Source organism: Bulleidia sp. HCP3S3_C9 (assembly GCF_052064035.1).
In the GTDB taxonomy this organism is placed as follows: domain Bacteria; phylum Bacillota_I; class Bacilli_A; order Erysipelotrichales; family Erysipelotrichaceae; genus Bulleidia.
On sequence record NZ_JBQHWJ010000064.1, the window covers coordinates 1 to 10,947 of the forward strand.

The 10,947-nt window shown below is 38.9% G+C and carries 18 protein-coding genes; all 18 read right to left on the reverse strand.

The annotated features are described in order from the left end of the window. Positions 1 to 89: 89 nt before the first annotated feature. The 18 genes from ACTND6_RS09675 to ACTND6_RS09760 all read right to left on the reverse strand — a co-directional run bounded on the left by ACTND6_RS09675 (position 90) and on the right by ACTND6_RS09760 (position 10,796). Positions 90 to 1,781 carry a phage tail protein gene (locus ACTND6_RS09675; RefSeq protein WP_441023901.1) on the reverse strand — a complete coding sequence of 564 codons (1,692 nt, stop codon included), beginning with the start codon at positions 1,779 to 1,781 and terminating at the stop codon, positions 90 to 92. Position 1,782: 1 nt separating this feature from the next. Next, on the reverse strand, positions 1,783 to 2,154 hold the full coding sequence (locus ACTND6_RS09680) for a hypothetical protein (protein WP_441023900.1): 372 nt from the start codon (positions 2,152 to 2,154) through the stop codon (positions 1,783 to 1,785). 5 nt (positions 2,155 to 2,159) lie between these two features. Next, on the reverse strand, positions 2,160 to 2,453 hold the full coding sequence (locus ACTND6_RS09685) for a hypothetical protein (protein WP_441023898.1): 294 nt from the start codon (positions 2,451 to 2,453) through the stop codon (positions 2,160 to 2,162). 3 nt (positions 2,454 to 2,456) lie between these two features. Continuing rightward, positions 2,457 to 3,020, reverse strand: coding sequence for a phage tail protein (locus tag ACTND6_RS09690; RefSeq protein WP_441023897.1), 564 nt, complete (start codon positions 3,018 to 3,020; stop codon positions 2,457 to 2,459). Positions 3,021 to 3,033: 13 nt separating this feature from the next. Continuing rightward, positions 3,034 to 3,375, reverse strand: a complete 342-nt coding sequence (locus tag ACTND6_RS09695; protein ID WP_441023895.1) for a hypothetical protein — start codon at positions 3,373 to 3,375, stop codon at positions 3,034 to 3,036. Next, entirely contained in the window at positions 3,372 to 3,641 is a 270-nt protein-coding gene (locus tag ACTND6_RS09700) for a hypothetical protein (protein WP_441023894.1), read from the reverse strand. The genes ACTND6_RS09695 and ACTND6_RS09700 overlap by 4 nt, the downstream gene beginning before the upstream one ends. Beyond that, positions 3,634 to 3,975, reverse strand: coding sequence for a hypothetical protein (locus ACTND6_RS09705; RefSeq protein ID WP_441023893.1), 342 nt, complete (start codon positions 3,973 to 3,975; stop codon positions 3,634 to 3,636). The genes ACTND6_RS09700 and ACTND6_RS09705 overlap by 8 nt, the downstream gene beginning before the upstream one ends. Next, positions 3,962 to 4,378: a Gp19/Gp15/Gp42 family protein gene (locus ACTND6_RS09710; RefSeq protein ID WP_441023892.1), complete on the reverse strand. Its 417-nt coding sequence runs from the start codon at positions 4,376 to 4,378 to the stop codon at positions 3,962 to 3,964. The genes ACTND6_RS09705 and ACTND6_RS09710 overlap by 14 nt, the downstream gene beginning before the upstream one ends. A 6-nt stretch (positions 4,379 to 4,384) precedes the next feature. Next, entirely contained in the window at positions 4,385 to 4,582 is a 198-nt protein-coding gene (locus ACTND6_RS09715; RefSeq protein WP_441023891.1) for a hypothetical protein, read from the reverse strand. A gap of 5 nt (positions 4,583 to 4,587) precedes the next feature. Then, positions 4,588 to 5,475 carry a phage major capsid protein gene (locus ACTND6_RS09720; RefSeq protein WP_441023890.1) on the reverse strand — a complete coding sequence of 296 codons (888 nt, stop codon included), beginning with the start codon at positions 5,473 to 5,475 and terminating at the stop codon, positions 4,588 to 4,590. A 3-nt stretch (positions 5,476 to 5,478) separates the two neighbouring features. After that, positions 5,479 to 5,955 carry a hypothetical protein gene (locus ACTND6_RS09725; protein ID WP_441023889.1) on the reverse strand — a complete coding sequence of 159 codons (477 nt, stop codon included), beginning with the start codon at positions 5,953 to 5,955 and terminating at the stop codon, positions 5,479 to 5,481. Between the two features lie 71 nt (positions 5,956 to 6,026). Continuing rightward, the gene (locus ACTND6_RS09730) at positions 6,027 to 7,433 is read right to left on the reverse strand and encodes a terminase (protein WP_441023888.1); all 1,407 of its coding nucleotides are present in this window, start codon (positions 7,431 to 7,433) and stop codon (positions 6,027 to 6,029) included. A gap of 90 nt (positions 7,434 to 7,523) precedes the next feature. After that, positions 7,524 to 7,862, reverse strand: a complete 339-nt coding sequence (locus tag ACTND6_RS09735) for a YjcQ family protein (RefSeq protein ID WP_441023886.1) — start codon at positions 7,860 to 7,862, stop codon at positions 7,524 to 7,526. Between the two features lie 129 nt (positions 7,863 to 7,991). After that, complete coding sequence (locus tag ACTND6_RS09740; protein ID WP_441023902.1) at positions 7,992 to 8,075, reverse strand: hypothetical protein; 84 nt, start codon at positions 8,073 to 8,075, stop codon at positions 7,992 to 7,994. Continuing rightward, positions 8,071 to 8,334, reverse strand: coding sequence for a YjcQ family protein (locus ACTND6_RS09745; protein WP_441023885.1), 264 nt, complete (start codon positions 8,332 to 8,334; stop codon positions 8,071 to 8,073). The genes ACTND6_RS09740 and ACTND6_RS09745 overlap by 5 nt, the downstream gene beginning before the upstream one ends. After that, on the reverse strand, positions 8,334 to 8,558 hold the full coding sequence (locus ACTND6_RS09750) for a hypothetical protein (protein ID WP_441023884.1): 225 nt from the start codon (positions 8,556 to 8,558) through the stop codon (positions 8,334 to 8,336). Before ACTND6_RS09750 ends, ACTND6_RS09745 begins: the two co-directional genes overlap by 1 nt. Beyond that, the gene (locus ACTND6_RS09755) at positions 8,555 to 9,583 is read right to left on the reverse strand and encodes a DUF4258 domain-containing protein (protein ID WP_441023883.1); all 1,029 of its coding nucleotides are present in this window, start codon (positions 9,581 to 9,583) and stop codon (positions 8,555 to 8,557) included. The genes ACTND6_RS09750 and ACTND6_RS09755 overlap by 4 nt, the downstream gene beginning before the upstream one ends. Next, positions 9,576 to 10,796 (reverse strand): hypothetical protein, encoded by a 1,221-nt coding sequence (locus tag ACTND6_RS09760; RefSeq protein WP_441023882.1) that lies wholly within the window; start codon positions 10,794 to 10,796, stop codon positions 9,576 to 9,578. The genes ACTND6_RS09755 and ACTND6_RS09760 overlap by 8 nt, the downstream gene beginning before the upstream one ends. Positions 10,797 to 10,947: the final 151 nt, after the last annotated feature.

Genomic DNA, 10,947 nt, shown 5'->3' on the forward strand with positions numbered 1-10,947 from the left:
ATTATTGTTTCAGCTAACCGCTCAAGATCAGCAGATTCAATTTTACGACTGGTACTTTTTTATTTCATTCTTCCTTTCCACTTCCTCATTTACATGTTACAGGAAGCTCCCATTGCACCAAAAATCTGTGCTCCATCCAGGATTCTAGGCTCGTTCATTGCCTTTGCATACCAGTCAATGCCAAGCTTAGGAATTTTGCCTTTCAACAGGTCACCGACACCCCATCCTCTAGGAGTGATTGAAAAGTGAGGCATTGGAATATGTGGCCATGAAATGTTGAAATTGAAAAATCCTTTAATTGTATCGATAACACTTTTGACAATATTCTTCGCCTTGTTCAGTGGTGTTTCAATTGCTGACTTAATTCCGTTCCATACAGATGTAGTAGTGTTTTTGATCCCATTCCATACATTTGTAATTACAGATTTAACGGTATTGAATACTGTAGAAATAACAGAAGAAATTTTATTCACTACACCAGAAATTGATGAAGAAATGCCATTCCAAACACTGACTGCAGTCGAAGAAATACTTGCCCAGAGATTAGAAAGAAAAGACATGATTGCATTCCATGTGCTTGTGATGAATTCTCTAAACTGTTCGTTATTGTTCCACAGCTGAGTCAATGCAATTATGATTCCAGCTATGGCAGCTATAGCCAAAGAAACTGGATTCAAGCTCAATCCTGTAATAGCTGTACTGATTTTATCAATCAGTCCTGGCAGTGCAATGACAGCTTCCGTTGCTGCAAATGCTGCAAATGCGCCTGCTATTGATTCAATAGCTATTTTGACTGTTTCTGCATCGATTATTCCGCCAAAGGCCTCAGATATGCTTTCTGAAATTGAATTCAGTCCAATCTCAAGTAATCCAGGTACTGCTTCAAATACAGCAGCTATGAATCTTCCAACAGCAGGTATCAGATTGTTGAACACAAATGTTCCTATAGAATCAACCAATGGCTGGAGATACGTGTTCATGTCAACTCCGTCCTTGCCGTTCATCATAAGTCCAGCTAGAAAGTTATCCCATGAAGCCTTCATGGCTCCTAAAGAACCACTGAATGTAGTTGAAGCTTCTTTGTTGGTAGTACCCATGATTCCCATCTGTTCCTGTGTGACATGGATTGCCTGTACGATGTTGTCAAATGAAAGGCTTTCCGCATCTACAGAATCGCTGACTGCAGCTGCATCTTTGATTAAGCGCTGCATTTCCTCTTTTGTACCGCCGTAGCCAAGTTTCAAGTTGTCCAGCATTGTGTAATTCTGCTTTGAGAACCCCTGGTATGCATTCTGGATAGCGCCAATATCTGTGCCAAATTTATTTGCATTGTCTGACATGTCTACCATTGCAGTATTTGCATATTCAGCAGCCTTAGCAGTATCACCGCCTAATCCCTGCAGCAGTGAAGCACTGAATGACGTTACATTCTTCATGTATTCATTTGCACTTACACCTGCAGTTCTGTATGCATCGTCGGCATATTTTCTGATAATCGCAGAACTTTCAGCAAAGAGAGTTTCAACACCGCCAATCTGCTGTTCTAAATCGGCACCAATATCAAATGCTTTCTTTATTGTTGCACCGATGGCAAGCGTTGAAACAAGCTTTACAGCTGTACTTTTCAGCGACTGCATCATACTTTTTCCGCTTGCTTCGCCTGCTTCATTGCCTGCCTTTACACCTTCGCCATTTAAAAAGGCAGAGATCTTAGAACCTGTGCCTTCCATAGATGGGATAATTTGTATATACGCTTTGCCTAGTGTTGCGCCATCTGCCATATTATCCACCTCCTAATATTCTCTGCTTGGCTTTTTCATAGCTGTTGACAGAATCAAAAGCCATGTTTTCTTTTTGTTCAGTAATATTCAGCCATTTTTCTACAATAGATGTTGGCCTATTGATACCGTGCTTTGCATTTGAAGTCAATGAATAGAGATAAGTATTCAAATCATCATAAATGGCAGCAAGCATCAGTTCTGACTTTGAAATATTCTGATTATAAAGTTTCCGCATTATTCGTGAGTCTTCAGGCAACCCTGCGGCTAGAGTTGCAACGAACTCAACAGTCATAGATCTGTAGTCAAACACATGGTAATACTGTGCAAGATCACAGATCAGACTGTCTTCATCTGTTGCAATCATGGTTGCCATGACCATCAGTTTTTTACTTTTTTATTGGCTGCTTTGCACTGATTCATGATTTCTGTGAACTCATCCATAACTGCACTGATATCTGCAATGCCGTCATTGTGATCTGCAACATGTTGAAGAAATCTTTCCTTGTCAGCTTTAGTGAAAAGCATTTTCAGCATCTGCACAGTTGCATCCATCTTGTCGAGATCATCTTTGCCTTTAACAGTTTCAACTGTTTGTTCTAAAAAACGGAAGTCGAGGATCTTACTCTCATTGACTTCCGCTTCAAAACCTGTCTTTGTAGTAACCTTGATCATTTATTATTCTCCCTGCTTGATGTAGTAATCGTATGATGCTGTTCCTGTAGAATCTACAGAAGCAGTAATAGTGACGTTGTATCCAACTGGTTCACCATCCTTGTAGGAAATATCTCCAATAGCTGTGATCTTTCCATTTGGGATGACAGTACGCTTTAGAACATTTCCGTTCATAATCTGCTCAACTACTAGTACTTCCGGTTCCAATTCTCCTGAAGCATTCTTTACAGTCATGCCAGCAGTTAAATTACCTGTAACATTGCCGGCACCGTGTGTATACTTCTGAACCTCTTCATTCAATGCTTCAATCAGAGTCAAAGAGAAAGTAGTTGTCTTTCCAGTCTGATTGACCATTACGACATCTCCGCCCCATGCTTTGACAGTATTTGTATCAATGGACGTAGATTCAGTTAAACCGTCTTCTGAAATGTATCCCAGGTTCTTGAATGCAGCGTCCAACGCTGTTTTCGCATCTGTAGGTAAATCAGTTCCTAAAGGAGCGTGGAAAAAAGCACCACCGACTTTAGGAGTTCCTGCTGTAACATTTGCTGAGTTATTTGTTGCCATATGTTATTCCCTTCTACTCATAGTGAGTTAAATAAAATACCGCCTGGTAGCGGTATTCCTTTGTTTCTGTATCTGTAAAATTGTAATCAGAATTCAATCTGCATGATGAAACACCATGTGATCCAGGCAGTGCATACATTGCTGATTTGACACGCTCATTCAGTACTGCTGCATCATACATGGACTGACCGATAGACTGCACTGCAAGAGTTGCATTGTTTAGCAGATTCACTCTTCCACCGCCTGTTCTCTCAATCATGACATACTGCTCAGGCATATTCTTTTCATGTTCAAGAAATACTGGAAGCTTCAGTTCTTCTTCCAGATAGTTTCTAACAACAGCTTCTACAATCATCCTTTCACACTTCCTAACGCTTTCAAAAGCGTATTGTACTTAAAGTTGCTTCGTGCAGCATGCTGATTCCCTGGATAGATCTTGACATTGGCTCTTGTCTGACCGACTGATGTACTGCTTTCATAGCTGTCACCAGCGTGACCTGAACTGTTTGCAGAGTTCCTGATCTGTTCGCCATACTGAGAAAGCACATTCTGCATTTCCTGTGACTTCATCAATTCGATATATCCACTGGATTTGTGTTCAAATTTTACTTTGCTATTCATACGCTTCAACCGTCACTTTCTTATTCCAGCTGAGAGGAATATTTTCTGAAATACCTTCCTGTGGAATGCCGATTACGTGCCATCTTCTGCCGAAGAATCCAACGATTGCATCCTCCCATGAATGATTGTCCATCTTAGGGATACCAAGCGTATATGAGGCTTTATGACCGTCTAATGATGTGTTGCTCAGAATGTCTTCACTTGTGATAGGAGACACGAGTACATTTTCAATCTCTTCAGCTTTTTCTTCATAGACTGGGTGATTGAAAACATCCCTCTTGCCTGTATCCGTTCTTGAATAAAGAGTAACAGTAATACCTTTAATTCGCTGCATTTCCGACTCCATAGAAATCAATAAAGCTTGCCTTCTGCTTACGAAGTCCAAGCTTTTTGAGATCTTTATCAAGAATAGATGTGCCACCACCAGTATTCACATATGTTCCACTCCATGTATAGCCTAGAGCCGACTGTGATTCCTGCTGCAGATTGTATGTATTGTTTGATGAATCCTGATCCAGTCTGCGGATGACAATATCGCAGGTAACCATCTTGAGTACATTCGCATAATCTTCATCCTCTGCCATCATTGCATCAAGATCTCTGTTGCATTCCTTCGCCTTGATTCTCAATGCGCTGGATACATCTCTTAGAAGTACTTCTGCCTTGGCAGTTTCTTCTGATGTCAGCAGTTTGTACCGATTAATAACATCTGTTACTGTAGCAAATGGCTCACTCATAAATCATCATCCTTTCTTTCCAGTTTTCTTCTGTGGTTTCTTAGGTTCTGCCTCTTCCTGTGGTTCTTCAACTGGCTTTTCTTCAGTTTCCTGTGGTTCTTCAACTGGCTGTGGCTCGGAAGGCTCTAAAGCCTTCCAATCCTCATCAGTCAGAATACAGGAAATATCAATCACAGCACCGTTTTTAATATTTCTGTATTTCATAGCTATTATCCTTCAGCTTTTACAATCTTTTTGAATGAAGCATTATCTAAGATACCCCAGCCAATGTATGCTTCAGCTCTCAATACAATTTGGTTGGTTTTCTTTAAGTCGCCCTGTCCATCTGGATCACCATATTCAATGACTTCCATTGGAATGTTTTCTGCGAAACCCCATTTAAATGCATTAGCAAAGTCACCGACAATTGCTAAATCCTTTGATGTCTTGAATGAAACAGTGTTGTTAATATCAGAAGGAACACTTGCGAATGTACCAGGATTGCCACCGAATCTGAATTCAGGATACTGAACTACACCGTTTACTTTGATTTTAGATAAGTCACTTCCAAATGATGGTGCCATTGCAATACCAGTAATTGCTCCATCAGATGCAACAATTGCCTGAATCGCTGCATCGAGAGTATTATCTTCAGAACCAGCTGTTACTGTTACGGATCCAACTGCTGCCATATCAAAGTTCTTGCTGGCAATAGCTTCACAGGCATCACCTGTTGCAGGATTTACACCGTGCATTGCTGCAATATCAAGTGCTCTTGCCATCTTCTTTGCAAAGCCGTCTGTGAAAGCCTGCAGATATGGAACCTGCTTTTCTTCAGACATGTTCACAAATTCGTCTGTAAGTCTGTGCTGATACACAAACTTGATTGGTGCGATTGTCACTGGTTTAAATCCTGCATCACCTGCTGGCTTGTTTCCACCTTCGCCGACAATAGATGCTTCACCATCCATTGTAAATACAAACTGTGATGTTCCTGAAAATGGAATAGGTTCCTGCTTTGAAAGCTTTGCCAATGTAGAATGACCAGCTACTTTGCTGAAAATCTGTGGAATAAATTCCGCTGGAAATAAATTTGTAGTTTTAGTAATTGTTGCCATTTGTTATTCTCCTCTTAGGTTTTTCGCCATCTGTAAATAAATCTGTTTAGATGTATCACCTTTTGTTTCTTCGTGATTTGCTAAAGGTGGTACCTGTCCTCGATTGCCAATGAATTTAGATAATGCTTCTGCATCCTTGCGGATGTCTTCTTCTGTAGTTCCGGATAATCTAGAAGCCATCTCATAAGGGATTCCATTCTCATGTGCGATTCTCATTTTTACCGAGTTGGTCTCGTAAGCACTGATCTTGGCATCTTTTTCTGCAAGCTGTTTGTCATAGTCTGCATACTTGTTCGCATTTTCTGTGATTGAAGTATTCAAGCCTTTGATCTTAGATTCATATTCATCCTTAATCTTCTGAAGTGCTTCAGGTGATGTATAGCCTTCAAACTTTTTAGTCATAGTTGAGCGCTCACGCTCAAGTCTCTCTTTCAATGCTGCTTCGAATGCTTCCTGTGTTTCAATTGGTGTGAATGTCATGTTTAAGTCTCCTTTTCCTACTTTCCGTGTAGTGTACGTAATATCTAAAAAAGCAGCTGAGATAAGCTGCTTTAATAGTGAATAACCTGTTTTCGTCTTTCTTTAGCGGTCTTTGCCTGCCAGAAAGCGAAAACCATACTTTCCATAAGGCATATGTCTATGCCTTCCTTGATACTTTGATATCCATAACCGCCTTGGCTTCCTATCAGCCTCTTCTGACAGTTGCTGACTGACTGAGCAAGTGATGGCTGTCCCATATGGACAACCAGTCCTTGATCCAGTGATGTTTTAAATACGTCATTGGCCGTAATTACTTCTGATGTCTTTGGAATAATAATGTGCTTCAGCTTCATATCCTTCAGTTCTTCTTCAAGAGTCGCAGATCCATTGCCGTCAATGGTAATAGATGCAATATCTGCCTGCTTCAGAAAGCGCAGCATCCATTTATTGCCATTCAGTCTCGGCTGACAGTCTATAGACTCTACGAATACTTTTTCGTTTGTGGTCTTACATGCGATAGACATTGCCACATTCTGACCGTCAATTCCAAATTTGATACCGACATAGAGTTTTCCTTTCAGTTCTGGAAGAGAAGTAAGCTTGCATTCATTCCACTGTACTTCTGAAATGAAAGATTTCAGATTTTTCTTTGACCAGTATCCTAAACGCTGAATGTTGAAATCAAGATCATCATCACCAATTTCATCTTTGATGATACGTTCTGTAAAAATCGTGCCTAATGATGGGTTGGTTTCATACCAAGCTTCTACATCGTGTACATCTGTCATCGAATCAACAGACCATTCCGCCCATCCAGTATTCTCTGTTTCACCAGAGAGCGCCTTATTTCTCATTTTCATAAATACGGTCCCACTGGACACCATTGTTGGAGGTGTTCCACAAAACAATGTCTGAGGATTTTTTGAGGATGAAACAACATACTTTAATGTTGTCTCTTGATCATCTTGATATTCTTGTGCTTCATCAATGATCATCAAATCAAAGCCTTCACCAAGTCCACCTTTAGATGTTCTGGTTCTGAAGCTAACTTTTCCATCACTCGATGGAAATTCAATTGTTTCAAGTCCGTATTGTTTATGAGCAATATAATCATGTTTGTCTTTATATCCTGCATCTTCCAACAGCTTTAGCAGTCTATAGAAAGCACTAGATGATGTAGGTGTTCTATGTGCTGTGTGAAGCACTTGCTCGCCTTCAATCAATCCATACATTTCACGAATCGTAATGACTTCATTCTTACCATTACGTCTAGGTACAGAATATCCAAATTTAGTATGAACCCACAATCCTTCATCGTTGTAGGATAGCATGTCATAGATCAGAAGCTTCTGCCAATCCTGTGCCTGTCTGCCAGTCTTTTCATAGATATCAATTGCTTCTTTTCCATATGTATTCTCATATGGCAGAACTACGGATTTTGTAGGAGTCTGGCGACCTAATCTCTTAGGTTCTGCCATATGTCCTCCTTATCCGTTACAAATCTTTGGTGGTCTAAATATTTTTTTCATTTTTTCTCCAAAATAAAAGCAACCTGTACGGTTGCCGTGTCATAAAAACAATTCCCAAATAGGCTTAGCTTCAATTAGTGTTTCACAAATCTTTCTAATCTTTGAATTATCCTGAAGATAATCAATTCCATCGGGTGTTATTTTAAGACTTTGATAATCAATCATCACAATATCACCACCCCAAGCCTTTACACATGTACCTTTAACCAATCCCTGTTCAATCATCATTGATACAGTTTCCATCAATTGTTCATCTTTTACAGGAAAATCTTTTGTTAAAGGTGAAATATAATCTTTTTCAATTTCTTTTTGCTTATACTTTTTATATAAATAAACAAGTATCTTAGCAACCAATGTATAGTAATCGTCTTTAGCCATAAACAAAACCTTTATTTTTCTTATGTGTGTGCTATTATTTTTATAGAAAAGTGGTATCCCGCTATGGTGATAGTGGCCCACTTTTCTTTTATTTTTTTCTGATCTAAAATATCTTTATGTTTGCTGATTCTAAATAAGTGGTGTGATATCTTTGATGTCTTTCAGAAACTGTTTTGCTTTTTCAGCTAATGAATTTTCACAAAGATAATCAATGCCTTTTTGGTGTAATTTGGCAGTTAGGAAACTGTTCTTTCAGATAATAGCCATTGCCTACGGTAATATTTGGTAATCCAGTAATATATCCATCCTTTGATAGATTTTCAAAGATGTATACCCAATAGGTTCTGTTTATCTGAAATAAGTCACCATCATACATAAGCATCTCTGCTTCAACTGATTCACCTTTTTTCAGTTGAATATACAGATATGCCAGTATCTTATACACAATCACATAATAATCGTCTTTTGACATTATAAATCACCTAAGATGTCTAAAATACTTTCACACATAGTCCCATCATATGTAGGCTCATATTCTTCGTCGAATCCGTGCTCCATCAAGCGAACAGTTGCCTTATCAAAAATACTGCAAACTTGTTCATCAGACAGATTTGAAGCATCCATTGAAATGCTGCTTTTTTCATTTAATACATCTTTTATGTATTTAATTTGCTTTTCACTAAATTTCGTATTCATTTTATTTTTTTGTACTTCTTCCTTACAGAAGCTGGTGTCCTAAATGTTGTAATTACTACATTCGTTTCTGGATTTACAACTGTAGTAATTTTAAACCCTATATAATTTATGCAAGGTTTACCTTTTTCGTCGTAATAAATTCCAGTTACATGTATTGCGTTTCTTTTTGCATATTCAATAGCTCTATCATCAATTTTTCTTTCTTTGCTTCTTTGCTTAGCATGATCCGTTTTATTTGCAAATAATTGATCATTGAGTTTAAATTTGGCTCTTTTATTATAGCTTTCATTATTAAATCTTTCTATACTGCTATTTATTTTTTTGGATTTCTCTTTCGAAAAGCTATTGATCCCACCTTTACTTGTCTGATAGCTCTTTTCACCATTATTGTTATATTCAATGATGCAGTGGCATCCTTCATGACGCTGAAACATGCCATTCCTGAAGGCTTCATCATACGGAACATTAGACTTTGCTCTTTCAAGGCACCATGTGCATGCTCTTTTATCTGACAAGCCTACTCCATCGTATGTTCGTGATACTGTTACTTTGTATCCAGCTTTTGTCTGCGTTTTAGCGTTGTACTGCTGATATGTATCTACATGCTTGTTTGCAGATAGTTCTGCTTTGCTTTTGTATTTTTCTATATCAGCTTTATAGTCATCAGACGATGAAACGCTCTGATCAAGCAATTGATTATACTTGATCATCTTGACTGGTTTCATACCAAGTCCACTGCCTTTATTCAGTGAACTCTGAAGATCATACAGGTACTTGTCTACATGTTTGAAATAGTTCCTGCAGTACTGAGTGTTCTTGAGCATTCCGAGAACTTTCTGAGAATCATTGGGATAAACCTCTGAAGCACTTTCAACAAGCAGTTTGCTGAGCAATGAAGAATACTCAAGTGCTTCTGCATATGTAGCTGTTCCGCTACCAACTGCTTTCATCAGCTTCTGCACTTCAGAGCTTTTCTGAACATGTTCAAGAAATAGATTCCAGGCTTTCTTTACTTCATCATTCATCACTGTCGATTCCTGTCAGATCTCGCAGATTTTCAGCGTTGAAGTAGCCTGGAACAGCACTGTTCACCTTGACTGCAGCATCGCCGATCATTCCGATAGCATTTGCATCCGGCTCAAATACAGGTTCCCAGATTGGCTTTGTTTCATAAAGCACTTCACGGTTGTAATCAAAGTCATCTCTTAAACATGCAGCTAAATATCCTGCATTCAAGAAACCAATACCGAACTGTCTCTGCGCCTTTCTAGCAGTCAGTCTTAAATTTTCATGTGATGCTCTGATTGCATCTACACTTGCAGGATTTGATTTAGAGAATCCTAGATCATCTAATGTTAGGCCTACTTCTCCAGCAAATAGAGAAGCCTGTGTTTCAATTTCATCAATATATGGTGCAAGGCTTGCCTGTTGGAACTGTCCCAAATCTGGCTTGGTTCCATCTTCACTTGCACTGATATTCAGAAAAGAACTCATCCATGCTCTTGATGAATCGAATTCCATATCTGGATCACTTCCAGCAATGTATTTCTGTACAAATGCATTTGTTTCAGAACAGATAGCCATGTTTAGAAGAGTATCCGCAACATTATTCTGATACTTCATGCATGCTCTGCTGATTCTTGAATGGCCAAATGGGCGCTTTGCATCAGGTCTGTACACAATTGGAACAAGCAGTGGATAAGAGCAGATATTTTCAATTCTGTATGGTTCCTGTCCTTTGATATAGAAATCTGTATATCCTTTGCCAAAATAAGCCTCAGAAATAATCTGATCATTCTCATCACGGTCAAGAACTGCATATCCTTCTTCGAGCATTCCTGTGATTTCATCCATGATGCCTGTAGCATTGTAACCGTCAATGACCTGCATGCGAGGATAACCGTTTTTATCCATTGAGATGTAAATGAAGTCACAGCTTGTTATCAATGCTCCAAGGATGGCGCTGTCTGCAAGCACATCAAAGTTATTCATCTGATAGATGGAAGTCAGATCAAGATTGTCATTCTTGAATCCTCTGAACTGCAATCTGTCAGCCAGACTGTCTACTGCCTTTGTACACCATCCAAGCTTGATTGAGAATTTATTTTTGAGCTGATCAGGAACCATCAGGTTTCTTGGAGTATGACATTCCTTCATTTCATAGTATCTGTAGCGAGTCTGAACTCTACACTGTTTTGTTGCGAGTTTGCGTTTTAAATATCCAATTCCTTGTGCCATTTAGCACCTCCTTGTATAAAAAAAAGCACTCTGATTTCAGCAATGTCATTAAGTTAAGCACTATTGATAATTGGTAATCTCTATAGACAACAGTAAAACCAGGAATAGAACTGTCTTCTATCAGATAGCTATTCCTGGTTTTTGGCTTTTG